This is a genomic window from Planococcus notacanthi, from assembly GCF_030407825.1.
Classification (GTDB): Bacteria; Bacillota; Bacilli; order Bacillales_A; family Planococcaceae; genus Planococcus; species Planococcus notacanthi.
This window is the reverse complement of sequence record NZ_JASDCQ010000001.1, coordinates 355,963-380,720: the sequence shown is the minus strand read 5'-3', so window position 1 is coordinate 380,720 and position 24,758 is coordinate 355,963. Positions and strand designations below refer to the sequence as shown.

Annotated in this window: 22 protein-coding genes; 4 read left to right on the top strand and 18 right to left on the bottom strand. The window is 43.9% G+C overall.

Annotation, left to right across the window (positions count from 1 at the left end; genetic code table 11):
• Window positions 1-16: 16 nt before the first annotated feature.
• Both cbpB and fadH read right to left on the bottom strand, forming a co-directional pair.
• Window positions 17-460 (bottom strand): cyclic-di-AMP-binding protein CbpB, encoded by a 444-nt coding sequence (cbpB, locus tag QMA01_RS01710; protein WP_191713920.1) that lies wholly within the window; start codon window positions 458-460, stop codon window positions 17-19.
• Between the two features lie 103 nt (window positions 461-563).
• Complete coding sequence (fadH, locus tag QMA01_RS01705) at window positions 564-1,331, bottom strand: 2,4-dienoyl-CoA reductase (RefSeq protein WP_191713919.1); 768 nt, start codon at window positions 1,329-1,331, stop codon at window positions 564-566.
• Window positions 1,332-1,565: 234 nt separating this feature from the next.
• Here fadH and QMA01_RS01700 point away from each other — a divergent pair, with 234 nt between their 5' ends.
• Window positions 1,566-2,027: a YkyB family protein gene (locus QMA01_RS01700; protein WP_191713918.1), complete on the top strand. Its 462-nt coding sequence runs from the start codon at window positions 1,566-1,568 to the stop codon at window positions 2,025-2,027.
• 42 nt (window positions 2,028-2,069) lie between these two features.
• Here QMA01_RS01700 and QMA01_RS01695 read toward each other — a convergent pair whose 3' ends face one another.
• Both QMA01_RS01695 and QMA01_RS01690 read right to left on the bottom strand, forming a co-directional pair.
• On the bottom strand, window positions 2,070-2,930 hold the full coding sequence (locus tag QMA01_RS01695; RefSeq protein ID WP_191713917.1) for an NAD(P)-dependent oxidoreductase: 861 nt from the start codon (window positions 2,928-2,930) through the stop codon (window positions 2,070-2,072).
• A gap of 611 nt (window positions 2,931-3,541) precedes the next feature.
• Entirely contained in the window at window positions 3,542-3,730 is a 189-nt protein-coding gene (locus QMA01_RS01690) for a hypothetical protein (RefSeq protein ID WP_191714488.1), read from the bottom strand.
• A gap of 219 nt (window positions 3,731-3,949) precedes the next feature.
• Here QMA01_RS01690 and QMA01_RS01685 point away from each other — a divergent pair, with 219 nt between their 5' ends.
• Both QMA01_RS01685 and QMA01_RS01680 read left to right on the top strand, forming a co-directional pair.
• Complete coding sequence (locus tag QMA01_RS01685) at window positions 3,950-4,564, top strand: CPBP family intramembrane glutamic endopeptidase (protein WP_290214181.1); 615 nt, start codon at window positions 3,950-3,952, stop codon at window positions 4,562-4,564.
• A 58-nt stretch (window positions 4,565-4,622) separates the two neighbouring features.
• A complete protein-coding gene (locus QMA01_RS01680) occupies window positions 4,623-5,222 on the top strand; it encodes a hypothetical protein (protein WP_191713915.1) in 600 nt (199 codons plus the stop codon).
• A gap of 63 nt (window positions 5,223-5,285) precedes the next feature.
• Here the strand turns inward: QMA01_RS01680 and QMA01_RS01675 are convergent, their stop codons facing one another.
• The 10 genes from QMA01_RS01675 to QMA01_RS01630 form a co-directional block, all read right to left on the bottom strand.
• Window positions 5,286-5,729, bottom strand: a complete 444-nt coding sequence (locus QMA01_RS01675) for a MarR family winged helix-turn-helix transcriptional regulator (protein ID WP_191713914.1) — start codon at window positions 5,727-5,729, stop codon at window positions 5,286-5,288.
• 77 nt (window positions 5,730-5,806) lie between these two features.
• Window positions 5,807-7,156, bottom strand: coding sequence for a TrkH family potassium uptake protein (locus tag QMA01_RS01670; RefSeq protein WP_290214180.1), 1,350 nt, complete (start codon window positions 7,154-7,156; stop codon window positions 5,807-5,809).
• A 237-nt stretch (window positions 7,157-7,393) separates the two neighbouring features.
• A complete protein-coding gene (locus QMA01_RS01665) occupies window positions 7,394-8,740 on the bottom strand; it encodes an anti-sigma-I factor RsgI family protein (RefSeq protein ID WP_290214179.1) in 1,347 nt (448 codons plus the stop codon).
• Window positions 8,740-9,486, bottom strand: coding sequence for an RNA polymerase sigma-I factor (gene sigI / locus QMA01_RS01660; protein ID WP_191713911.1), 747 nt, complete (start codon window positions 9,484-9,486; stop codon window positions 8,740-8,742). The genes QMA01_RS01665 and sigI overlap by 1 nt, the downstream gene beginning before the upstream one ends.
• A 227-nt stretch (window positions 9,487-9,713) precedes the next feature.
• The gene (locus QMA01_RS01655) at window positions 9,714-10,499 is read right to left on the bottom strand and encodes a TerC family protein (protein WP_191713910.1); all 786 of its coding nucleotides are present in this window, start codon (window positions 10,497-10,499) and stop codon (window positions 9,714-9,716) included.
• A 219-nt stretch (window positions 10,500-10,718) separates the two neighbouring features.
• Window positions 10,719-11,798 (bottom strand): SDR family oxidoreductase, encoded by a 1,080-nt coding sequence (locus QMA01_RS01650; RefSeq protein ID WP_290214178.1) that lies wholly within the window; start codon window positions 11,796-11,798, stop codon window positions 10,719-10,721.
• 78 nt (window positions 11,799-11,876) lie between these two features.
• Complete coding sequence (locus QMA01_RS01645) at window positions 11,877-14,936, bottom strand: efflux RND transporter permease subunit (RefSeq protein ID WP_191713908.1); 3,060 nt, start codon at window positions 14,934-14,936, stop codon at window positions 11,877-11,879.
• A 137-nt stretch (window positions 14,937-15,073) separates the two neighbouring features.
• Window positions 15,074-16,642, bottom strand: a complete 1,569-nt coding sequence (locus QMA01_RS01640; RefSeq protein WP_191713907.1) for a peptide chain release factor 3 — start codon at window positions 16,640-16,642, stop codon at window positions 15,074-15,076.
• A 106-nt stretch (window positions 16,643-16,748) separates the two neighbouring features.
• Window positions 16,749-18,209: a UDP-N-acetylmuramoyl-L-alanyl-D-glutamate--2,6-diaminopimelate ligase gene (locus QMA01_RS01635; protein WP_191713906.1), complete on the bottom strand. Its 1,461-nt coding sequence runs from the start codon at window positions 18,207-18,209 to the stop codon at window positions 16,749-16,751.
• A gap of 19 nt (window positions 18,210-18,228) precedes the next feature.
• Window positions 18,229-19,287, bottom strand: coding sequence for a M42 family metallopeptidase (locus QMA01_RS01630; RefSeq protein ID WP_191713905.1), 1,059 nt, complete (start codon window positions 19,285-19,287; stop codon window positions 18,229-18,231).
• Window positions 19,288-19,478: 191 nt separating this feature from the next.
• Between QMA01_RS01630 and QMA01_RS01625 the strand changes: the two genes are divergently transcribed.
• On the top strand, window positions 19,479-21,053 hold the full coding sequence (locus tag QMA01_RS01625) for an ATP-binding protein (protein WP_191713904.1): 1,575 nt from the start codon (window positions 19,479-19,481) through the stop codon (window positions 21,051-21,053).
• Between the two features lie 73 nt (window positions 21,054-21,126).
• Here QMA01_RS01625 and QMA01_RS01620 read toward each other — a convergent pair whose 3' ends face one another.
• The 4 genes from QMA01_RS01620 to QMA01_RS01605 form a co-directional block, all read right to left on the bottom strand.
• A complete protein-coding gene (locus tag QMA01_RS01620) occupies window positions 21,127-21,783 on the bottom strand; it encodes a PepSY domain-containing protein (protein WP_191713903.1) in 657 nt (218 codons plus the stop codon).
• 110 nt (window positions 21,784-21,893) lie between these two features.
• Entirely contained in the window at window positions 21,894-22,595 is a 702-nt protein-coding gene (locus tag QMA01_RS01615; protein ID WP_290214177.1) for a PepSY domain-containing protein, read from the bottom strand.
• The gene (locus QMA01_RS01610; protein WP_290214176.1) at window positions 22,595-23,965 is read right to left on the bottom strand and encodes a sensor histidine kinase; all 1,371 of its coding nucleotides are present in this window, start codon (window positions 23,963-23,965) and stop codon (window positions 22,595-22,597) included. Before QMA01_RS01610 ends, QMA01_RS01615 begins: the two co-directional genes overlap by 1 nt.
• The gene (locus tag QMA01_RS01605; RefSeq protein ID WP_191713900.1) at window positions 23,949-24,647 is read right to left on the bottom strand and encodes a response regulator transcription factor; all 699 of its coding nucleotides are present in this window, start codon (window positions 24,645-24,647) and stop codon (window positions 23,949-23,951) included. The genes QMA01_RS01610 and QMA01_RS01605 overlap by 17 nt, the downstream gene beginning before the upstream one ends.
• Window positions 24,648-24,758 lie beyond the last annotated feature (111 nt).

Sequence of the window (24,758 nt, the reverse complement as noted above, 5' to 3'; positions counted from 1 at the left end):
TCCATTATTGCCTTATTCAATTCTTCAGCTGATAAATTTGTTTTTTCAATTGTTTCAATACAACACGCCGCGTCAAAATCCCCATGAACATTCCTTCATTATCAACTACGCAAAGAAAGTTCTGGTTGATGACCATATCAAGCGCTTTTTGAAAACGTTCATTGACGTGGATCAAGGGCAGATCTGTTTCCATGATATCTTCCACACGGATGTCTGGAAGCCGTTCGTATTCTATATGATCCAATCCAAGAATCGCATCAGTAATCCGTTGTGCATTGATCAAACCCCGAAAGCGGTATTTTGAATCCAAAACCGGAATTGCGGAATAGCCCGTCTTGGTGAGTACGAGCAATGCATGTTCAGCACTGTTTCCCATCTGTACATGAGCAACTTTCTCGGAAGAAATGATATAGTCTTCGATTGGTGTATCTAGAAAATCTCTGCTTGGTAATGAAATCATGTGCTCTACTCCTTTTGCTGCGCCTGTATTGGATGCCGACCATTCAGGTTTTATCATAACACATCGTGTTTATGGACACTATTGAATTGCTGCGCAGAATCCCTTAAAAAGGAAACTTATTCAGCCATTGTCCCCCGTCCAAAGTAACAATTTCTCCATTCATATAAGACGCTTTTTCCGACATGATAAAGGCTGCAAGTTCTGCAACTTCCTCCGGTTTTCCGAGCCTGCCAAGAGGAATAGATTCTATTGTCCGTTTCGCCGCCTTTTCGGATTCCCAAAGTTTATCGGCTCCGCCGGTGCGTTCGATCGGTCCAGGCGCAATGCCATTGACGCGTATGCCAAACTGCGTACCCCATTCTACAGCCAATGTGCGGGTCAATGACATGACACCTGCTTTTGCAGCAGCTGAATGTGCTACGCCCGCCCCAGCGTTCCAGGCGTAGGTGGCAAGCATATTCAGGATATTTCCTTTTGTGCCGTTCTCAATCCAGTAATTGCCGACTGCATGGGAACAAAAGAAAGTTCCGTTCAAGACAATGTCGATCACCGATTTCCACCCATTAGGCGACAACTTTTCTGCGTGGACAATAAAATTGCCGGCGGCATTGTTTACAAGTCCATCCACTCTCCCAAACTTATCGTGTGCAAATTTGACCATTGCTTTGGCGTGCTCAGGTTCACGGACATCCATTTGAAAAACTTCGACTGATCCCCGCTCTCCTGTAATCGCTTTCACAGCTTCGTTCAGTTTTTCCATATCCCGTCCAGTAATGACGACATTGGCCCCTTCCGAAGCGAACTTTTTTGCCATGTGCAATCCCATACCGCTTGACCCACCTGTAACAATCATTGTTTTGTCCGTGAACATTCAAACATCCCCCTTTTGATTATGCTTTATATGCCGAATTGACGAGTCCCTCTTATGATAGTCACAAGCCCTTTGAAACTCAATCGGGATTTATTTAATTCGACTTGATTAATAGAGTTCGATGCAAGACGTGCTTTTCCCTTTTATTGACCATGCCCTTCGGTATACAGTGCTTGGAAATTTTGATATGATAAAGTCGAACCACACGTAATTTCGGATGAAAGGAATGAGTCCATGACCTCTTCTAAATCAGATTCAGATATCGCACAAGCCATTTTCACTGTAAACCGGCACGCAAAAACTGCTCCTGACAATCAATACTTGTATGCCTTGAAAAAAGAAGCTTTAAATTTGATGATTGAACAGCAGCGCGCACAAAAAATCGGTTTGCACTTCAGCAAAAACCCCCAGAAAAGCCAACAACAATCTTCAGTCCTCGTAAAATGTGGCAATTATTATTTTCATATGCTCCCGAAAAAGGAAGATTTCGCCTCACTCGAGCATTTAGGCCATTTAGACGATACGTACCGCAATCCTCCAAGCCGGATGAATTTAAAAGTGGCGAAGGAAACCTTGCGCGTATTGACAGGATTGGAACCACAGAAAAAAGAAACAACCGTTTCCAATTTCACCAAATCCTATCAGCCTCGGCAAGTTGATCGATTTTATTCACCAAAAAAATCTTATTTTGATTGATGACGGTTATCAGCCGGAAACCTCCAAAGGTTTCCGGCTTTTTTATGCTTCATAATGCTTGATGAGTGCTTGGGTGCCTTTATCCTGATAGCCCTGAGCCGCCAATTCTTCATACATACTCAATGACAAACGGAGGCCAGGAAGTTGCAATCCCAGATTCTCCGCTTCTTCTGCAGCGATTTTCATGTCTTTGATGAAATGCTTGATGTAGAACCCGGGACGAAAATCTTCATTGATCATTTTCGGTGCCAAGTTTGCCAACGACCAGGAGCCAGCTGCACCTGTAGAAATAGATCTCAAGACACGTTCTGGATCAAGCCCTGCTTTTTTGGCATAGATAAGCGATTCGCAGACGCCGATCATGTTGCTGGCAATTGTAATTTGGTTGCACATTTTGGTATGCTGGCCAGAACCCGCCGGTCCTTGGAAGACGATATTTTCACCAAATAGATCCAGTATCGGGGATATTTGTTTGAAAATCTCTTTCTCACCACCGACCATAATGGACAATACTCCATTTTTAGCACCGATATCCCCGCCGGATACCGGAGCATCCAATGCGTGGAGCCCATTCGCAGCAGCGGCTTCGAAAATGCGTTGTGCCAACAAAGGCTGGGAAGTGGTCATATCTACAAGCACGGTTCCTGCTTTCGCGTTTTTCAACAATCCTTGTTCCCCAAAATAAACTTGTTCCACATCGGAGGGATAGCCGACCATTGTGAAAATAACTTCGCTTTTTTCAGCTACTTCCTGCGGTGATGCCAGCAAAACAGCTCCAGCTTCTACTAGATTCTCGGCTTTTTTAGCTGTTCGAGTGTAAATGGAGACCTCATGTTTGTGATCCAATAAATGTTTGACCAGGCTATTGCCCATAACACCAGTTCCAATAAATCCGAGCTTCATATGTAGTTCCTCCTTTTGTTGATGTTCTCAGTTTAGCAAAAATCTTCCGTAAACTAAAGAAAAGTGGAAGCGATCGGGTAGGTCCGACAGGCATAAGGCACTTCGGCTGTGCGGCATCTCTTCAGCCGCATAGCCGGAGGGACTTATGACCCCGAGGAGCTGATCGCTGTAGCTGGACAATAGAAAAGTGGAAGCGGCCGTTTAAGGAAGGAAACCTAAGTACGCGACTTCCTGTCGCAGCGGTTACCTGATCCACATCCTGTGGACCTCCGACAGGGGTAAGACGATCTGGCGAAGCGGCGTTTTTTCAGCCGCATTGCCAGAGTGGCTTGCAGCCCGAGGAGTTGGCCGCTGCAGCTGGACAATAGAAAAGCGGATACAGCTGTTTTTTTGCAAAAAAAAAGAAGCCGATCCGCATAACGGACCGACCACAAAAGGGGGAAATGAGAATGTTGCTGTGTTCAAGTATACTATCCCCTTCCCACCAACACTTTAAACATATTCATTTAAAATATTTACCTTTTTTTATTTTTATTTAATCAACCTTATGGCTTTCAAGAATAGCTAGGCTGCTTTGTTCCTTTAAAATACTTGATTGCTGCGGAAAAAACTCACTTAGAGGGTTCTTCTGTATAAGTATAGACAGTCAGTCCAAGATGGTAAGCTGTGCCTCTGAAATGCTTAAAATCTTCACGTGCGATCAGCACAGTCCGGAAATCAAGAAAATCTTCCTTTTGAATAGTGATCGATTCAATTTCACCGTTCTTCAAGTCTTCAAGCAGCTGGTTATAGTCAGTCATGAATTGTTCTCCTTTTGCCATAGTTTTAGTAACCCCTTCTGTTATAATACTAGACGGATGATATAAATCGTATATATCCGGCATTTTTCGGGCTATCTCCAGACAGATTATAAAACTCTGTTCCAGTAAACAGTATACAGCAACAATACAAACCGGACATCTTTGTCCATTCCACCATTTGTGTAATTAAGCATGGCTTTGATTTTTAGGAGGATTTACATGATTAATTTTTTCAAGCAGCATACCTTGATTTTCATGCTGCCATTGGCTTTCTTTTTATACAACTTAGCTTTCGAAAACACTTCTATTTTCTGGTATATGTATACATTTGCGATGTTGACTTTAATGTCCGCCGCTATCATATTCGTTAAAATCCATGATGAGCTTGTTACGTGGAAATCCTTGATTTACGGATTGGGGTACGGGACACTTCTGTATGGGCTTATTGCTATTGGCTTACAATTGCTTCTCCTGACACCCATCGATGTTGCGGGACCGGTTAAATCTTTCCTGTCCGACTTCTCCCCCTTCTCAATTTGGCATTACTTGCTGCTGATGTTCATCATCGTCCCCGGAGAAGAGATTTTTTGGAGAGGCCTCGTTCAGCAAAAGCTGAAACAATACCTCTCCACCTCCTGGTCAATTCTCGTCAGTTCGATTCTGTTCGGTTCTGCACTTGCCTTAGGTAATTTTTGGCCTGGGGTTTGGGCTGGAATTGCTGCCGGCTTGGTTCTCGGTCTGCTCTATGAATGGAAAAAGAGCCTGCCAGTCATCATTATCGCTCACCTGGTCATGATTGTCCTATTATTCCTGGTGTTGCCATTGCCTGTTTAAACGAAACATTCCTTCTTGTCGAACGTCTACTTAGACGAACCGATAGGGAGGTTTTTTTATGAAGAAGAATTTATTCATCCTGTCATCCATTCTCACCACCGGATTATTGTTAGCTGCTTGTGGATCGACGAATACAACAGATCAAGAAACGGAACCGACACCGGAGGATGCAGCAGAAGAAGTCGTTCAGGAAGAAACGGACGACAGTACCCCGGCAACTGATGCGGCCGAACCTGAAGGAACACTGACTCAGAGTGACGGACAGAATTTTGAAATGCACGTCCTTGAAGGGTATGAACTGACAGCAGAAGAGCCGAAAAAAGATTCTCTTTATGTAAAGGATCATCCAGCTGTCTTTATGCGAATTGAAACATTCACACCCGAAGAAACCGATTTCGCTACTGCAGAAGAAACCATGATCCAAACTCTTCAGGCTGTAAGCCCAGATGAGGAAGCTGTTGAAGTTACGGATTTTGACGGATCCGGCTATACTCAGTCGACTGCATGGAAAGTTCCAAGTTCAGAAGGCAGCGTGACAGGACTTGTCTATGAAAAAGATGATTTGCTGGTCCGTTTAACTATTTTTGACGATAGCACTGTCAACGCCACTGAAGAATTTCTCGCTATGGGAAAAACCATTAAAGCAAAAGCGCAATAAACCATTGTTCTGCAAGTCCACAAAAAGGCCATCCGGAAAATTCCGGATGGCCTTTTAACGTGCTCAATATGACAGGTCTTTGATCGACAAGCCTAATTTTTTCATCAATTCGATGGCTTGTTCTTTTTCTTCGTTTGACAGCACGTTCGTCAATTCATGCAATTTCTTTTCGTGTTCCGGAAAAACCTGAGCCATAAATTCTTTTCCTTGCTCAGATATCTCCGCATATGTCACGCGCCGGTCGCTCGGACAATTGACACGGTTAATATAACCTCTTTTTTCAAGCTTATCGATTACGTATGTAATCGAACCGCTCGCCAATAGAATTTTCCCGCCTATTTTCTGGAGCGGCTGCTTGCCTTTATGGTATAAAAGTTCAAGCACAGCAAATTCTGTCGGGTTTACCCCACTCGCCTGGAAAAACTGGTTAGTTTGTTCCGATATGGCTTTGTGCGCACGTGACAGCACAATAAATAATTTTAACGATTGTTTAATATCTTCATTCATTAGGTTCACTCTTTCTACTGTTTAAGCTGCATTACACTAATTATAGTCTTTTTCCGCTAAAATAACACCTTTGGGAGTTAGCCAATGATAACACGCTCTTTTGGATAATGAAATTTCGTTGGATCGGTTTTTCCGCCAATAGTGAAGAGGAAGGATATCAAACCGACACGTCCCACAAACATCAAAGCCATGATGATGATTTTGCCGATCACCGACAGGTCATCCGTTAGGCCAAGTGACATGCCGCAGGTTCCAAATGCCGAAGTGATCTCAAAGACGATTTCCACGAGCGTTGCCTGGGGTTCCGTGATGAGCAATGTAATGGTTGCAGCAAGCACCATGAAAACCGCCAGAAAAATAACAGCGAACGAACGAAAAACATCAATCAATTCAATTTCACGCTTGAATATCTGGATGGTGTTTTTCCCTCTCGCAAAATTGATCAGGAACAAAAACGCGATGGCGAAAGTGGTAGTCCGTATTCCGCCTCCTGCCGAACTCGGTGAAGCTCCGATGAACATCAGCGCACTCATAAAGACATTTGTGGCTTCATTAAATTGGGTGATGTCGACGGTAACCATTCCACCAGAGCGTGAGGAGACCGAATGGAACATCGCCGCAAATGCCGCTTCATGCCAACTCATTCCTTTAAATGCCCGGAATGATTCGAGCAGTAAGATGCCGGCTGCTCCAACCGCCAATAAAATCGCAAAAATGCTTGTGGTAATTTTAGTAAAAAGAGAGAAACGGAAATGTTTTTCTTTATTCGACAAAAATTCTTTTATTTCAATCAGTACAGGAAAACCGATGGCCCCCAAAATAATCAGGATCATATTGATGATCTGCACAAAATAATCATTGAAGTAAGGGACCAATGACTCTCCTGTAATATCAAAACCGCCGTTCGTCGTTGCGGTTACAGCACCAAACACACCATGAAGCAAAGCTTCCTGGAACGTCGGGAAATACTGCGTAAAATAAATAGTCAAAATGAGTGCTCCCACCGCTTCTATCAGAAGGAGGATTTTAACTATTTCACGAATCAATTTAACTACGCCAGCCATACTCGACTGGTTATGGTCAACCATGATCAATTGGCGCTCCCGCAAGCCGATTCGTTTACCGACCAGCAGCCAGAAAAACGTACCGATGGACATGATGCCAATACCGCCTAACTGCAAAATAACCATTAATACGATGATGCCAAAGACTGTATAGGTCTCCACTACATTGATTGCCGTTAAACCTGTTACGCTCACCGCACTTACTGCCGTGAAAAGACTATCAATCATTGGGATGGTCATGCCTGGTTTGTGGACATTCGGTAACCTCAATAATAAGAAGGAAATGGCAATTGCCACAAAGTAATACGAAACAATCGCCTGTGCAGGTGTAAGATTCCGTACTTTTTGAAATGATTTATTCATAGGACATTGATTCCCTTCAGCGTTTTTCTCTCTCCCCATTCTATGAAAAGAATAGGCAAAAGGAAAGAGAAATCGAAAATCTAATGATTGCAATTGAAAGTCCCGCTTTTAGGTACTAAGTGGTGATTGGGCAAAGTATCGACAAAAAGCACTTAGTCCAGGTTTTTAGTCTCAATACACAGCTAGCGAGTCAGCATTCCGGGTTCCGAAAAAATGAAAAGAGCAGAAGTCAATCTTCTACTCTTTTCCTTGATTTTCTTTGCCTTTTCCTTTTGCCGAGTTTTCTTTGCCATTTGCCTCATGGGTGTTTTTTTGTTTTTTATCGGGATTCTTATTATTCTTTTCGCTTTGTCCAGGCGGAGCATGAGTATCTTTATTGTTTTGTCGTTTATCGCTGTTGCCAGGAGAATGATTCTTCTTTTGTTGGCCTGGAGCTTTGCTATTTCCTTGCCCTTTATTTTCCGGACCGCGTTTTTCAATTTTTTCTTTCGGTTTTTGCTTAGGCTCGTGTTTTTCTTTCGGCTTAGGTTCCGGTTTTTCTTTCGGCACAACTTTAGGCTTTGGTACTGGTTTTGGTACTGGTTTTGGTTCTGGTTTTGGCTCAGCTTTTTGCTTCGGTTCAGCTTTAGGCTGTGGATTTACTTTTTGCTGTTTCTTTTCGGGAAGAATGTTCTTCGGTTGAGCGGAAGATTTTTCAGACTCATTATTTTGCTTCGAATTTTTTTGATGTTCCTTTACTTCTCTTTTCTTCTCTACTGCAGGGGGAGTTGCCTTTTTTGCATTTGGCTGTTTCTTATCTTTTGAAGTGCTGCTTTCATCTATTTCCCTGTTATCGGTTTTCTTGTTTTGATCCGATTTCCCTTGTTTATTGCCGTTTGTACCCTCTTTATGAATGGGTTTCTTGTCAGACTCATGTTCCTTCTTTTTGACGTCTGGCTGTTTTTCTTTTTTCAGGGTTTCCGACTCTTCTATCAGTTTTCCAACGGGCACATGCTTTTCTTTCGACTGCCGCCATTGTTTCTTAGTGGCTGCCTTCAAATGAATGGCCATATTTTCGTTGTCTGTGCCGGACGAAACTTCCGCTGCTACTTTCTTGATGGAATCCCCAATCTCTTTGCCTTCCTCTTCTACTGCCGTGATAGTGATGTCTTCGGTTTTTTCTGTTACAGCCAAACCGATGATTCGGTTTAAAATTTCAGGAAGGGAACTGTCTTTCCAGTCGCCAAGTTGATGAATCAGCTTTTCTCCATCGCTGTTCAATTCACGGATAGATACGACTTCATGCTGCTCGTTGACTCCCAGCTCGATGCCTGGATTGATTTGTATTTGAACGTAACCAAAGGCCTCCTCAGCCGGAGACACGAGCACAGACATAAACAATGCCAAAGCAGCTATCGCCGCTGCCACAGGGGCGATAATGGGCTGCCGACGAATCAGCGATTTTTTTTCAAAAGGATAAAATTTGGCTTCTTCTCCGATAGAAGTCTTGCCTACAGGAGTTCCGGTTACAAACTGTCCATCTTTCATCAGAAAAATTGAGCGGTCTTGATTCAGTTCAATACATATTCCCGATTGTCTCTGCATCAAATTAACCTTCCCCTCAAATAATCTTTTAAGAAATATAAATCGCTCATCTGTAAGAGCGCAATTGCCATTATGTATTTCCGATTGCGTTCAATCGTTTTCCGTGACACTTTAACCAGTTTTTCAATTTCCTTAATCGGCAATTTTTTCTTTTCCAATAAATAATGTTTGTATTCATCTGTTTCAGCAACCAACTGCGCGATTTGGATAGCCGTGAGGCGTGCATCCTGATGAGATGGCGACACTTTCACCAAAACTTGGAAAGATAGGCCATATTGCTGGAGTATGTTTTCATATAAAGCAATTTCCTCACGTCTTTTCTGATTTTCCTGTTTGGTATCATAGGCAAGAGATGCCGCATGGTCGGCTATCTTATTATGCGTTTCCGGTTCAGCTGCCGGCATGAAGTCATGACTGAATTCGTCTCGCCGGCTCTCCTTGCGTATAAAATCGATGATGCGCCTGCGGATGACCATATGGGCGAATGTCAGAAATGAAGCGTTATTGGTTTGATCAAACTTTTGTACAGCTTCATTAAATGCGGAAAGTGCGACACTGTACTCATCGTCGTGATCATCGATGAACCGTTTGCACACTTGAGAAGCCGTTTTTTTCATAAAAGGTGAATAAGAAAAAAGTAAATCGTGCAATGCCTGTTCGTTTCCGTTCTGCGCTTGAAACACCATTGCTTCAAGATCAGTTTTTTCGTCGCGCCCAAAAATCCCGCTTAATGTAGACAAAAGCACTTCATTCACCTCTTTTCAAAGTCACTGCTTACTCGATTGTAGCTTTGAAGGAACTAATTTGAAAGAGGCAGTTTCTTCTGTTCCTACCATTATTCGCTTTTTAATCGTTTCTTTTGTCGGTAGTGAATCATTTTTTCGTCTACTGATTTCCAAATCATAGAAAAAGGTGTATTGAATTGGATTCAATACACCTTTTTTTTTGTATTCTATTCTGATAAACTTGAAATTTATTTAACTTCTTGTTCTTTAGCTTGTCTGACTCCGAGAATTCCACCTACCACTACAATACCAATCAATACCGTCCAGAAGATCAGTGTCCAAGGTGTGGAGTGCGGGAAATCATGCGGCAGAATACCGACATTTTCGTGAGCGAGTGTCATAACCAGTAACTTTACTCCAACCCATCCAACAATAACGAATGCGGCTGTTTCAAGCTGTGGATATTTTTCAAGCAATTGCACGAATTTATGTGCGGCAAATCGCATGATGATAACGCCGATCAATCCACCAGCAAGCATGACCATAAATTGCCCTGAGTTGATGCCGCCAATGTCATCCATTCCCAAAACATTCAAATGCGGCAAGGTTACAGCTAAAGCGACCGCTGCCAACATCGAATCGATTGCGAAAGCAATATCTGCTAATTCGACTTTTAATACCGTCATCCAGAAACCAGAACCTTTTTTCTCAGGTTTTCCATCAACGCCTTCAAGGATTTCATCTGTATCTCCCTTGCGCTGATCGTATATGCTCTTAATCGAAATGAACAATAGATAAGCCGCTCCAAGTGCTTGAATCTGCCAGATATTAACCAATAGCGTAATCATGAACAACGCTGCAAAACGGAAAACAAAAGCTCCTACCAATCCGTAAAATAACGCTTTTTTCTGTTGCGCTTTCGGTAAATGTTTTACCATTACCGCCATTACCACTGCATTATCTGCAGCTAGTAGCCCTTCAAGTCCAACTAGTACCAATAGGACCCAGGCATACTCCAATAAAATTGCTTCCATTCTGCTTTCTCCTCCTATTTTTGCCCACAAAAAAGACCCTTGCCTAAATAAAGGCAAAGGTCTCGCTAAGCAAAATTATCTGCTATCACAACCGATGGCTACTAACCATGTATTGACGACTGTGAAATAGGTTACCCTATAGCTACTCCCCCTTGACTGAAAGTCAAAGTGTATGAAGTTGTAATGTCAGTATAGCATCTTTTCAAACCAAGGGAAAGTTTAATGAATAGGGATCTGAAACTTTTTGTCATTTTTATGCATATTGTAAAACTCCACCATTGCCGGCATTGTTTCCAAAAAATCGGCACATCTGATGCTGCTCCCTTTCAACAGAAGTTCTGCATTTTTGGTGTCGAAGTCAGCGGTCCAGGTCAAGTAATCCAAGGTTTCAATTTCGACGCCCAGCCCTTTTCTTACGGGTGCTATGGATAAAGATATTTCCGCCAGCTTATGCGGCAAACGCCCTTTCGGATTTTTCCCTGTCATCAAATGGACCATTCCGCGATAAACTTCTTCCACCGGATGTGGATTTGGATCTGTCAGGTGGACAGTTTGGCCCGAAGCCGCATCTAGCTTGCTTAAATAAATTGAGGCATCCAATATGTAATCAACCGGTACTACATTAATATAGGATTTAGAACGACCAACGAATGGAATAGCAGGAAGGAACTTAACCCGATCAATCAAATTCAGGAAAAAATAAGGGCCATCAAATTTAATGGTTTCTCCTGTAACTGAATGGCCACGCACAATTCCTGGCCGGATAATGGTAATCGGCATTAAATCCTTCATTTTTTCGACCAGCAGTTCCGCTTCAAATTTTGTTTCTTCATAGAAGTTTTTGAAAGCTTCTGGACGGAGCAATTCATTTTCATAAATTGTCCCTTCCCGATTTCCTGCCACATAGGCCGTACTAAAGTAGATATATCGCTTCAGACGTGGCAATTCAGCAACGAACTCGTTGACTTGGCGTGTTCCTTCCACATTGACTTTCCATGCCAGGTCTCTCGGCACCGCCAAATCATAAATAGCAGCAAGATGCCAGAAAGTGACTTCTTTCGCCTTTAAATATGCCTGATCCTCGTCAGCAATTCCCAAATCGGGTTGGGTGATATCTCCTTCAATCAGTTTGATCGGCCGACAATGTGTTTCTTTTTCAATTCGGCTGGCTTCTTTTTCAGCTTTGTTGCGTTCGGATGGAAGAATAATGGCAGAAATCGCCTCGTTTTGCTGTGCATGCTTTTGTATCAACTGGCTGGCAATAAATCCTGGAAATCCTGTAAAGACCACTTCATTCATAGCTTCATACCCCTTTTTTAATAATCATACTAAATTTTCCAATAATTTTCATTAAAAATAAAAAGTAAACCCGAAGGCTTACTTTTTATTCATTCTTCTTGTTTGTCTGTCAAACAAGCTATAAACGATTGGCACGATGTAGAGCGACAGCAAAGTTGAACTGATAAGCCCCCCGATAACCGTAATTCCCATCGGCTGATTGATTTCAGTTCCTTCACCAATTCCGATAGCTAAAGGCAATAACCCTAGAATGGTGGTCAAAGCAGTCATTAGAATCGGACGGCGGCGATCATGGACAGAAGTTACGATAGCCTCGTAAGACTGCATGCCTGCCGCTTTGCGTTGATTGATGTAGTCAACCAGGACAATCCCGTTGTTGACCACGATCCCTACCAGAACCAGTATCCCGATAACAGCTGTTATACTGATCGGCGTTTGTGTGACAAAGAGCGCAATTGCCACACCAATTGCCATGAGTGGAACAGTGAACATGATGACCAGCGGGTACTTAAAGGACTCAAATTGCGCAGCCATCACAATGTAGACCAGTACAATGGCAAGCACGACAGCAAGCATCATGTCATTGATGGAGTTGTCCAGCAGCTCCCGGTCTCCACCAAACGAAATCATCGTATTTTCTTCCAGATTCAATTCTTCAATGGCGGCATCCACTTTATCGGACATATCCCCTAAAGTAATGCTCGATTGATGTTGCAATGTAAAAGTTACGCTGTCTGCTTGATCCACCCGTTGAATGCTGACCGGACCTTGAGCAACTTCAATATCAGCCAATTCCTGCAGCTCGACAAATTCGCCTGAAGGTGTCCGTAGGGATAAAGTCCGCAGCTTTTCAAGGCTGTTTCTTTCCTCTTCATCAAAAGCGACATATACACTCAGCACTTCATCATTTTCCGTCAGTACTTGTGTAGCTAAAACGCCACGCGTGATGTTATTGACGGATTGAGCGATTTGAGCCGGCGGCAATCCATATTCAGTCGCGGCATCACGGTCGATGGTCATCTGGATTTCATCGATGGTTTCCTGACGGTCATTTGTCAACTCCGTAATTTCCGGCAAATCCAGTAAAGCAGCTTCAATATCAGCCACTGCATCATCCAAGCGAGGCCGTTCTGTATCCGTCACTGTAAACGACAATGTATTCGGTGAAGAACCTGCAGCTGTCTGCAGATTAAAGTTGACCAGTGCCCGTTCTCCTACAGCCTCGAGAACCCGCGGCTGCACTTCATCCACAAATTCAAAGACAGAACGGTCACGATCCGCCAAGTCCACCAGCTTCACATAAATTTCAGCTGTATTCGATTCTGCTGAACCTTGGGCCTGTCCTTGCTGTGTCGAGCCGATCAAACTGACGTATACTTCGACATCCTCTTCATCTTTCAATTCTTCTTCTATCAGATTGACGACTTCGTCGGTCGCCGTTCTGGAAGAACCATTCTCCAGCTCAACAGAGACACTGACAAAACCTTCATCCGTTGCTGGAATAAATTCGGTGCCAACTTGCATAATTCCGAAAGCACCAACTACCAACAAGACCAGCGCTGTAAGCAGTACGATGATTCTATGGCGAAGAGCCCAAATAACCGAACCTTCGAATGCTTTGACGCTTTTGGATGTGTCTTTTTGTACTTTCGGCTTATCGCCTGGTTTCCCAAGCATTCTTGAAGCCATCATCGGAATGACTGTTAACGCAACAGCTAAAGAAGCAAAAAGACTGAAAGAAATCGTTAAAGCAAATTCAAAGAAAATTTCCCCAATCAAACCTGAAATGAATATGACTGGAATAAATACTGCCACTGTCGTCAGAGTAGAAGCAATGATCGCACCTGAAACTTCTCTGGCGCCTTCAGAAGCAGCCTTTTTGGAGTTCTTGCCCATCGCTAAATGCCGTTCAATATTTTCGATCACAACAATGGCATTATCCACTAACATCCCAATTCCGAGAGCCAACGCACCCAGAGTCAAAATGTTCAAAGCAAAATCCGCAAAAAACATTAAAACAAAAGTTACGATAACTGAGTACGGGATTGCGACACCAATAATAATTGGACTCTTGATGCCACGAAGGAAAAAGAACAGTACCAGCATGGCAAATATTCCGCCCAGAATCAGTGTCTGGCCAATATTTCCAATGGCCAATTTGACATAGTCGCCCTGATCAAACAGTACATCTGCCTGAACGCCTTCAAAACGCTCTTCACTCAGCAATTCGTCCAATCTTTCCTGGAAGGCATCTGATACCTCCGCCGTATTCGCCTGCGATTCCTGCAAAGCAGACAACAGGACAGCCGGCTCTTCATTCGCGCGCGTTTCACTATTGCTCTCACGTTCGCTGACATTCACTTCAGCAACATCCGCAATGGTGACATTGTTGCCGTCAATTGGATCAATAGTTAAAATCAGGTCACGTATTTCCTCAACACTGGTCAACGTACTGATGATGCGTGTAGTCAAATTACGGCCGTCTTCAGTTTCAATCGGTTCTCCTGGCAACGAAATATTGTTTGCCTGAATCAGCTGGACAACATCCGATTGCTGCAGACCTCGTTCTTCAAGCTCTGCCTGATCCAATTCGATTTGAATTTCTTCTATTAAAGAACCTGAAATGTTGACGCTGGCTACGCCGTCCGTCTGGCGAAGCTCTGTTTCCAGCTCTTCCGCAACTACTCGCACATCAGCATCCGGATCGCTCGAACGCAAAGACAATTGAAGGATCGGGAATTGAGAAGGGTCGAACTTCAAAAAACGCGGATCGTTTGAATCGTCTGGAATCGGCGTTTGATCGATTCGCTGCATGATATCTGTTTGGACATCATCGATATTGGTGGACCAATCAAATTCCAACAGGATAAAATTAGATCCTTCCTGGCTATTTGATTGAATTGATTTGATGCCTGGCAAAGTCGATAAATTCGCCTCTAATGGCTTTGTGACTTTTTCACTTACTTCTGTAGGGCTTGCCCCTGGGTAATTAGTCACTACCACGCCAATCGGCGGATTAAGTTCAGGTATTAAAGTAATTGGAATCCGGGTAAAAGATACCACTCCCAGAATAATGATCAAAAACATAATGACTAAGGTGAAAACAGGTCTTTTAATCGAAAAATCGCTTAGTTTCATTTCTTCAAACCCTCTCTTATCCGTGTTTCTTAATCATAAGAAAAAACGCTTACAACCGCAAATTATAAAGATAGTGTTCACTTATCTGCCACTTTTAACAATAAAAATAAAAAAACCTGCCGAAGCAGGTTTCATTTTTACAGAAGGCTGTACAATCGAATTCCCGGATTTTTGTCTTGGAACCAACGTGTTGCGAACTCATTCTCGAATAAGAAAACATAATTATCGAAACGGTCGCGAACCAGCATCGAACGTCCACTGGACATCGATTCTTTAACATCTTCTTCATTTTCGATCCAACGTGCGATTTTCGAACCGACCGGTTCCATCCGTACATCCACGTTGTATTCGTTTTTCATCCGATGTTCAAACACTTCGAACTGAAGCTGTCCGACTGCCCCAAGAATAACTTCCTCCAAGTGAAGGGTTTTGTAATATTGAATGGCTCCTTCTTGTACAAGCTGAAGAATCCCTTTATGGAAATGCTTTTGTTTCATGACGTTTTTGGCGGTTACTTTCATGAACAGTTCCGGTGTAAACTGTGGCAAGCTTTCGAATTGGAACTTCTTGCCGCTCGTAATGGTATCCCCAATCTGGTAATTCCCGACATCGTGAAGACCGATAATGTCTCCTGCAACGGCTTCGTTGACCATTTCCCGATCATCCGCCAGGAATTGAGTGGTTTGTGATAATTTGATGCTTTTTCCTGTCCGTGCCAGCGTAACGTTCATTCCCCGTTCGAATTTACCGGACACGATGCGCACGAAAGCGATACGGTCACGGTGAGCTGGATTCATATTGGCTTGGATTTTAAAGATAAATCCAGAAAACGGCATATCGACCGGATTGATTTCTTCGTTATCTCGCGTTTCACGCGGCTGTGGTGAAGGGGCAAACTGCAGATACGTTTCCAGGAAAGTCTGCACCCCGAAGTTTCCTAAAGCACTGCCGAAGAATACTGGCGTCAATTCACCTTTTTTCACTCGGTCAATCGAAAAGTCATTGCCCGCTTCATCCAGTAATTCGATGTCTTCCATCGCTTGAGTGTAATAAGACGTTTTGGTCATTTCATGTTCTTCCATCAATTTGCCTTCTTCATCCAGCTTCAGGAAACGCTCTCCTTCAGAACGGAACGGCTCGATGCGCTTATTGTAGCGATCATAAATCCCGAGGAATTCTTTCCCCATGCCGATCGGCCAGTTCATCGCATAGGATTGGATACCAAGTACTTCTTCCAGCTCTTCCATCAGTTCGAGCGGTTCTTTCCCTTGGCGGTCCATTTTGTTGATGAAGGTGAAAATGGGAATACCGCGCATTTTGCAGACTTTGAACAATTTGACGGTCTGGGCTTCAATCCCTTTGGCCACATCGATGATCATGACGGCACTGTCGACGGCCATCAATGTGCGATACGTATCTTCACTGAAATCCTGGTGTCCAGGAGTATCCAGAATATTGACACGGTGTCCGGCATAATCGAATTGCATCACGGAAGATGTTACAGAAATCCCTCGTTGTTTTTCAATTTCCATCCAGTCGGATGTAGCGAACTTGCCGCTTTTCTTTCCTTTAACGGTTCCTGCATCACGGATCGCACCGCCGAATAACAGCAGTTTTTCCGTTAAAGTCGTTTTTCCGGCATCCGGGTGGGAAATGATGGCGAAGGTTCTTCTATTTTGAATTTCATTCTTTAATTGGTCTGGCATGTTTATACGCTCCTTTAATCTACTCTCTTCATATTAGAGAACGCGACTGAAAAAAACAAGGAATTTTACTGTACATAGAAAAAAGAAGCCTGAAGAGGCTCCTTTTTCATTGAAACTTTTTCATTGCTTCCTGTATCGCAATTTCTTTATCGCTATGTGGATATTTGGTATTGCCGATAATTTGGTAATCTTCATGTCCTTTGCCGGCAAAAATAATGATGTCGCCTGGCTCAGCTTGTTGCACAGCATGGCGGACAGCTTGTTCTCTGTCGCCGATGCAAGCAAAATTGCTGTGCGTCATACCGGTTTCCAAGTCGCCCAAAATGCTGTCATATGCCTCATCGCGAGGATCGTCTGTCGTCAAGACGACATAATCGGCAACCGATGCTTTTTCAGCCATAATAGGACGTTTTGTCTTATCCCGGTTGCCTCCGGTTCCGACCAGGAAGATGATGCGGTTCTTTTTGAAGTCTTGAACAGCATCAATCGCTTTTTCGATGGCATCCGGTGTATGCGCATAATCAATGAAGACTGAAATCGGTGCTTCCAGTTCCACTTTCTGCATACGTCCTTCGACAGGCGCAATTGCCGCCAAAGCTTTAAGGATTTCATCCAACTTATAGCCTTCAGCGTATAATGCAGCAATTGCTGCCAGCGCATTGGAAACGTTGAACTCTCCCAGCAATTTCATCTGGACCGGGAACTTCCCTTCAGAACATTCAAGAGTGAAGCGGGTCCCTTCATGCGTCAATTCAATATCTGTTGCCCGGAATTGCGCTTCGTTCTTAATGCCGAATGTATAGACAGGATGCGGTGTCATTTTGGCGATTTCATAAGACCATGGATCATCTGCATTTAAGATGGCCTGCTTCCGGTTGGCAAGGTCCTGGCCAAGCTGAGAAAACAATAGCGCTTTGGCGTGGCCGTATGCTTCCATCGTGCCGTGGAAATCCAAGTGATCATGTGTCAAGTTGGTGAAAATGGCCGTGTCGAATTCCACGCCAGCCAATCGGCCGAGTATCAATCCATGCGAAGAAACTTCCATCGTCATGTGTGAACAATCTTCATCGCGTGCGCGTGCAATCATCTGCTGGGTCGTCAAGACATCGTTTGTCGTATTGGCTGATGGATGCAGTTGGCCATTTAAATTGAAGCCGATTGTCCCGGTCAATGCTGACTTTTCGCCCAGCTCCATCAACATGGAATGCAGAATGCCTGCCACACTGGTTTTGCCGTTAGTGCCAGTGACGCCGATCATATGCAAAAGCTTAGAGGGATAATCGTAAAACTTAGCGGCTAATAGCCCCAATATCCGCGAAGTACTGGCCACTGTGATCACTGTCGCATTATCGATCGTCAATGGCTTTTCAGCAATAATCACGGTTGCCCCTTGGTCGGCAGCCCGTTGTGCAAAATCATGGCCGTCCACCGTATATCCTGCTATACAAATGAACAAGGAATCCGGTTGGATATCCCGTGAATCGATGGTTAAATACTTAATTTTTTCAGGCAACTCACCTTTAATCTGCTTATATGGGATTGCCGCAAGTAATTCTTTGCTGTTCATGTAAATCCTCTCCTAACTCTTATGAAACCAATGGTGACAAGACATATGCGTGAAGCAATGCTGCCGCCGCTTTTAATGAATCTGTATGGGTGCGCTCATATGAATGGGAAGCTTCGATCCCAGGACCGAACAAAGCATGCTTCACGTCGTGGCCGGCACTGATGGCCGCCGATGCATCCGATCCATAATAAGGGTAGATGTCGACTTTGTAATCAATGCTCTGCTCTTTCGCCAAGGAAATCAAGTGGCGGGTCAATCCGTAATGATACGGGCCGCTTGAATCTTTCGCACAGATCGATACAGTGTATTCATCTGATTCCTGTCCGTCTCCAATAGCACCCATATCAACTGCAATATACTCCTGTGTTTCTTCAGGAATGCTGGAATTTCCGCCGTAGCCGATTTCTTCATTGTTTGAAATATAAAAATGGGTCGTATAAGGCAGCTTTTCTTGCGTTTCACTGAAATGTTTCACCAATTGAAGCAGCAAAGCCGTGCTTGCCTTGTCATCCAAATGACGGGATTTGATGTAGCCAGAAGCAGTCGCTTCAAACCTTGGCTGGAAAGAAACAAAATCTCCCACTTCAATTCCAAGGTTCCTGACCTGCTCCTGTGAAAAGGCTTTTTCATCCAAGCGCACTTCCATGTTGTCTGCATTCCGCTCAGCTGATCCCGCGTCCTTGTAGACATGGACCGTCGTCTGATGCAGCAGGATCGTTCCGGATACGGTTGAACCGTCCGCTTTATGTACCAGGCAATTTTCGCCTTCAATCGCATTGAATTTAAATCCGCCCACCAATGACAGCTTCAGGCGGCCACTGGGTTTGATTTCCTTCACCATCGCACCGAGTGTATCGACATGCGCCGTCAGCAACCGATGTTGCTGATTATTTTCTCCTTGGATCGTCGCGATTACCGCACCTTTATGGGTGGTCTTGTACTCGACATTCCATTGTTCAAATAACGTTCGGATTTTTGCCATGACGTCCATGGTATAGCCGGATGGACTTGGAATTTCCACTAACTCTTTTAATAAATTGATCGTTTCGTTTTGGTTCCATTGATAAGTCACCTTCATCACTCCTCGATCTTTTAATCATATCAAAATCAAAGTTGTTCGGACAGTCCTGTCTTATAGTATCATGGTATAAGTTGAATCAAAAAAATGAACTTTTGCCTGCCATTTTCCGCTTCCGGTTTGTTTGCCGGAAAACCGGAAAGAATAGTTCAACATACTATAGTTTATAAGCATAAACCTCGAGGTGTCCAATGGAAAGCAATGTCATCAAACACAGAAGAAACCAGTTATTTATCCACTTGTACGGATTTGCGAGTATTTTCCATTTTCTGCTTAACCAATTAGTGGAAATGAACACAGCCACCGTCTCCCCCATATTCGGCATTATTTCATATTCCGTATTGTTAAGCCTGGCTGTTGCCCAAGTAAACGATCGTACGCTTCAATTCATGGTTCTTTTAGCTATGAACTTATATGTATTCATCTTGAACTTCGAATCTTTGTCTTCCATCACCCTTATTTTTTTTGTGGTGCCAATCATTGCCTCCGCCTTATATAACGACACAAAGCCGATCGTTATCTTGGCACTGCTCACATCTGCAGAATTCATGCTGCTTTTGACTGTTTTTGACCGCTTTGCCGTAAGAGCTCCGCTGCCCTACAACCAACTATCGATGATCATGTTCTTCATCGCAATTCTGTCGATTACTTTGCTCGACAGCATCTATTTCAGCCATTACCTAAAACAGTTGGAATCAAAAAATGCATCGATGGAAAAGGCGCTGTTGTCAAAAGAAGGCTACCTGCATTTGTTTTTCGAGAATGCCAAAGATGCGATTGCTGTTTTTGATTCAACTAATAAAATCATTGCTGTCAATCCCGCTTTTGAAGAACTATACGGATGGCCTTCGGAAGAATGCATCGGCAAAACCTTGCCGCTTTACCCAGCGGATATGAAAAAAGAAGCGGAAATCCGTACCAGGGAAGTCCAGCAGGGCCAAAGCTATTCTTTATTGGAAACGATAGATGTCCGAAAAGACGGCAGCCGCTTTCATGCACAGGTCACGCTGTCGCCTATCTTTGATGATTCCAATGAGGTGATTGCTACTTCGATCATTTCCCGTGACATCAGCTACCAAAAGGAATCTGAAAAGCTGATATTGCAATCTGAAAAACTCAAGCTTGCTGGAGAAATTGCTGCAGGGGTGGCTCATGAAATCAGGAATCCCATGACCGTCGTCTCCGGATTTGTCCAAATGATGCATCAGGATCCCAAGCATCTCTTTCCTGAATATACAGCATTGATTCTATCTGAAATAGACAGGATCAATTTGATCATCAGTGAATTTTTAGTTCTCGCTAAACCTCAAGCTGCCACATTGAAGATTTTCAGCGTTCAGCAAACACTGAATGATATTTTGCTGCTCTTCAGTTCAGAGCTCAATCTGAACGGCATCATTTTGAAGACGGAATGGGACAAGGATTTCCAAATCAATGGGGAAGAACATCATTTAAAGCAGGTCTTTATCAATTTATTGAAAAATGCTGTGGAATCGATGGAACAGCCTGGCGAAATCGAGATTTCACTGCAAGCCGAAGCTGATTCCATGTTATCCATCAGGTTCAAAGATTCGGGGATTGGGATTGCTGAACAGGATCTGGAAGAAGTTTTCGAACCTTTTTACACCACTAAAGCCAGTGGTACTGGCCTCGGATTGATTGTTTCCCAAAAGATTATCCAAGAACACAAAGGTTCCTTGACGATATCGAGTAAAGAAGGCGTCGGAACAACCGCCACAATTCTTTTGCCTATAAAAACGACCTAAACAAAAACAGGAAGGGATCGATTTCCCTTCCTGTCTTTTCTATTTCAGCCTGTTATTCAGATGCATGCTGTAATCAATCCCAGTCGTCATCGCTGTCATCATCATCAAAATCCGAATCGACTTTCAAGATAGAACCGTCTTTTGCATTGACGTCGACATCATGTTCTGAGCGTCCATCTTTGATTTCAATTTCGTAATAAGCAAATCCGTCATCCATTTCGAGTTCAAATCCTTCCACAGTCCCACTTACGACCGCCAAAGCCGCTTCAATTGCTTTATCCGAACCGATCAAGTCTTTGTTTGAAACTGCCTGATTTCCTGATTTGCTGTCTGCTGTCTTTGTGCTTGCCGGTGAAACTGCTGTGCTGGATTGCTTTACATCATCATTTCTGTCTTTTTCGCGTTTATGTTCCAGCACTTCTCCTGTGTAGGCGTCGAATTCAAAATCATATTCATACCCTTCAAAGTCGACATCCACTTCGTAATGAGCTCTACGGTCATCTTTGTCCAACTCGATATCAGTAATGCGTCCACTTGCCAACTCCAATGCTTTTGCTGAGATTTCTTCAAAGCTGAGCATTTCTTCAGGTGTTGATGATTTCTGTACTTCGTTGGTCACCGTTCCGGTTTTGGCTGCCGGATTGGCTGCCGGCGTTTCCGAGTTAGCCAAAACGATGCCCCCAAAAGCTAAAACCCCTGCTGCGACTGGAATGTAAATTAATTTCTTCATGTAATTTCTCCTCCTCATTTGTTGTTACTCTTACAATAACCTTCTGTTCTGAGCAGAAGATTAAGGGTTTATGAGAATTTGATGAGAAATCCATGATAGTGTTCACAGAGTCAATCGTCCCACTCAACGGTCATGGTATCCCCTCGGATCGCATGAATCTGGATTGTTGCTTCCTGGTCAGTCTGTTCATTCTCAATTTCAACCAAGTAATACCCGCCGTCTCCAGTTTCTACAAACTCAGCTTCTTGCACTTCGCCGGTCAATGTTTTTTTAGCCAGTTTGATCGCGGCGTCTCTTGTAATGATCCTTTCAGGTTCGGCTTCCGGTTCTTCTGCAGGCGGTGCCGCTTTAATCGGCTCCTGGCTGATTTTCCGTACCTCTCCAGTTTCCGCAGATAAGATGACCGTCGAAACTTGGGTTTCTTCCTTTACCCTGACCTCGTATTCATTGCGCTCTTTGTTATAGTTGATGCCGTCAATCGTACCCGAAGCATTCTTCAACGCCATTTCCTGTGCTTGCTGTTCCGTCAATTCCTTGACCGCTTCTGTTTTATGAAGCAATTCCATGGTCTCCACTTGCCCGTTCTGACGGTTGACCAAAGCTAGATAACGTCCATCCGGCCGCACGAATTCGACCCGGTAAGCATCACCTTCTTCTATAGTCTGTTCTACTTCCCCCCCGTACAGGCTGATTACGGTTTCATTGGCCTGCTTTGCTGAAATATCAGGTCCAGAACGAGGAAACAGAAGAAAAGCCAAAACCCCCACTCCAAACAAGATTGTCGCTGACGCCATCAAAATCCATTTTCGCATCACAATCCCTCCTGCTTCGAGTGTACTTCATCAACATTAAAATTCTCTGAGAAAATGATGGATACTGTCGTACCAAGCTGTTCAATGCTTTCCAGCTCGATTCGGACTTTCAAGGAATCGGCTAGTTGCTTCGCTAACGAGAGCCCTAAACCAAACCCGCCAGTTTCACGGTTTCTGGCTTTATCCACCCGGTAAAAACGTTCAAAGACATAGGGCACAGCTTCTTTTGGAATGCCGATTCCCGTGTCGCGAACCTGGATGATGGTGTCGCCATTCTTTCTGGCCACCACTTCTACTTTTTCCGAGCTGTATTTTCGGGCATTGTCCAACAGGATATACAGCAATTGCTTGAATTTTGAAATATCGGTGACGACTGGCAGAGACTGCTCACTTGTGATCAGTTTGAATTCACGGTCATAGGAAGTGTTCATGGCTGTCACAGTCTGCTCCAATAGGTCAAGTGCATCCACCTGTGTCCACTCCACCTGGGATTCGCTTCGGCGCGCAATGTGCAGCAATTGCTCGATCAACGCTTTCATGCGATCGGTTTCTGCACGAATGGCGGCCACACTTTCTTCCGCAATTTTTTCATCCTGCATGCCTTGCCGCTGCAGCAGCTTGGCGTAACTTCCGATGACTGTCAGCGGTGTCTTCAGTTCATGCGATGCATTCGAAACAAACTCTTCCTGCTTGGAATAGTTTTCTTCCAATAGACTCATCATTTCATTGAAGGTGTTGCCCATCTGCGTCAATTCATCCTGAGACTTCCCTTCTATCGGAAGTCTTTCAAACTGGCCATTGCGCTGGATGCGTGTCATGGTATTCGTTAAGTTGGTGATCGGCTGTGTCACGATTTTCCCCAGAACGACACTGGAAATGACAACTGGAATCATCGCGAGCAAAGTTCCCGCAATCAAAACTAAACGAAGCGTATTCAAGTTATTGGTCGTTTCCCGCAATGACTGCGCGACCGTCACTTCCGCCACTTGGCCATCTGTCCAGATAATCGGTGCTTTTACATACGCAAAGCGCTCGTCATCCACTTTCACTGTTCCCGACTGGCCTTCCAGCTCTGCAGGAAGTTTCACAGTCACTGTCGGAGATTGGATAGGTGAAGGCTGCTTGCCTTCTGGAACTGTGACCTTCACAAGTCCGTTGACAGGCACATACGCTCGCAGTACATTGCTTGGATCTGAAGTTTCAGTTTCATTGAATTTAGCCACAAGAGCGTTTGTTTCTGACTGCAGTTGATTGACTTCCGATGAATACGTCAATTGGCTGAATGAAAAATAAATGACAAAAGCCAGTACAAGCAAAATAACCAACATCAGTAAAGTGGAGGAAATGTGAATTTTATTTTTCAGCTTCATGGCCTTGCTCCTTCAAGACATAGCCGACTCCGCGAACCGTCTGGATGTAAGTCGAGCTTTCACCAGCGTCCACTTTCTTCCGCAAGTAACGGATATAGACATCGATGACATTGGTGTCGCCGTAATAATCATAGCCCCACACTGCATTCAACACTTGTTCGCGGCTGAGCACCTGCTGTGGATTTTTAATCAGATACAGCAAAAGATCAAATTCACGCGGCGTCAATTCGATGGCACGGCCGTTACGTGTTACGTCACGCGTGCTTTCATTCATCTCCAGCTCATGAAAACGATGCAGTGAAGAATTGCCATTGCCATTCACCAAGCGCAAGCAAGCACGGATCCGGGCCAACAATTCTTCTATTTCAAAAGGTTTGGTGACATAATCATTTGCCCCTAAATCCAATCCGGCCACTTTATCTTTCACATCGTTTTTAGCCGTCAATAAAATAACCGGAATCGCTGCATCAGAAGAACGGATTCGTTTTAAGACATCCAGTCCATGAATTTCCGGCAGCATCAAATCGAGCAGCACCAAATCCCAGTCCTCTTCCCGAAATTGAATCAATCCTTCTGATCCTGTATGGGCAACCCCTGTTTCATATCCTTCAAATTTCAATTCCAATTCCAATACACGTGCAATGCTTTTCTCATCTTCCACAATTAAAATGCGTTCTACCACTACAATCACCTCTTGATACTTATAATAGCAGATTTAAGAAAAGCACAAGCAGCCGTTTAGCCCCGACAAGCGCTGGAAGTCTTCCCGGTAATGGCGTTCTTAGCCATTGTC

Excerpts from the sequence above, each read along its gene's own strand:
- QMA01_RS01690 (WP_191714488.1), bottom strand. The coding sequence starts at position 3,730 with ATGACTGACTATAACCAGCTGCTTGAAGACTTGAAGAACGGTGAAATT.
- QMA01_RS01645 (WP_191713908.1), bottom strand. The coding sequence starts at position 14,936 with ATGAAACTAAGCGATTTTTCGATTAAAAGACCTGTTTTCACCTTAGTC.
- QMA01_RS01685 (WP_290214181.1), top strand. The coding sequence starts at position 3,950 with ATGATTAATTTTTTCAAGCAGCATACCTTGATTTTCATGCTGCCATTG.
- QMA01_RS01620 (WP_191713903.1), bottom strand. The coding sequence starts at position 21,783 with ATGAAGAAATTAATTTACATTCCAGTCGCAGCAGGGGTTTTAGCTTTT.
- QMA01_RS01615 (WP_290214177.1), bottom strand. The coding sequence starts at position 22,595 with ATGCGAAAATGGATTTTGATGGCGTCAGCGACAATCTTGTTTGGAGTG.
- QMA01_RS01675 (WP_191713914.1), bottom strand. The coding sequence starts at position 5,729 with ATGAATGAAGATATTAAACAATCGTTAAAATTATTTATTGTGCTGTCA.
- QMA01_RS01650 (WP_290214178.1), bottom strand. The coding sequence starts at position 11,798 with ATGAATGAAGTGGTCTTTACAGGATTTCCAGGATTTATTGCCAGCCAG.
- QMA01_RS01695 (WP_191713917.1), bottom strand. The coding sequence starts at position 2,930 with ATGAAGCTCGGATTTATTGGAACTGGTGTTATGGGCAATAGCCTGGTC.
- fadH (WP_191713919.1), bottom strand. The coding sequence starts at position 1,331 with ATGTTCACGGACAAAACAATGATTGTTACAGGTGGGTCAAGCGGTATG.
- QMA01_RS01610 (WP_290214176.1), bottom strand. The coding sequence starts at position 23,965 with ATGAAGCTGAAAAATAAAATTCACATTTCCTCCACTTTACTGATGTTG.
- QMA01_RS01670 (WP_290214180.1), bottom strand. The coding sequence starts at position 7,156 with ATGAATAAATCATTTCAAAAAGTACGGAATCTTACACCTGCACAGGCG.
- QMA01_RS01640 (WP_191713907.1), bottom strand. The coding sequence starts at position 16,642 with ATGCCAGACCAATTAAAGAATGAAATTCAAAATAGAAGAACCTTCGCC.
- cbpB (WP_191713920.1), bottom strand. The coding sequence starts at position 460 with ATGATTTCATTACCAAGCAGAGATTTTCTAGATACACCAATCGAAGAC.
- QMA01_RS01680 (WP_191713915.1), top strand. The coding sequence starts at position 4,623 with ATGAAGAAGAATTTATTCATCCTGTCATCCATTCTCACCACCGGATTA.
- QMA01_RS01625 (WP_191713904.1), top strand. The coding sequence starts at position 19,479 with ATGGAAAGCAATGTCATCAAACACAGAAGAAACCAGTTATTTATCCAC.
- QMA01_RS01635 (WP_191713906.1), bottom strand. The coding sequence starts at position 18,209 with ATGAACAGCAAAGAATTACTTGCGGCAATCCCATATAAGCAGATTAAA.
- QMA01_RS01655 (WP_191713910.1), bottom strand. The coding sequence starts at position 10,499 with ATGGAAGCAATTTTATTGGAGTATGCCTGGGTCCTATTGGTACTAGTT.
- QMA01_RS01665 (WP_290214179.1), bottom strand. The coding sequence starts at position 8,740 with ATGCAGAGACAATCGGGAATATGTATTGAACTGAATCAAGACCGCTCA.
- QMA01_RS01700 (WP_191713918.1), top strand. The coding sequence starts at position 1,566 with ATGACCTCTTCTAAATCAGATTCAGATATCGCACAAGCCATTTTCACT.
- QMA01_RS01630 (WP_191713905.1), bottom strand. The coding sequence starts at position 19,287 with ATGAAGGTGACTTATCAATGGAACCAAAACGAAACGATCAATTTATTA.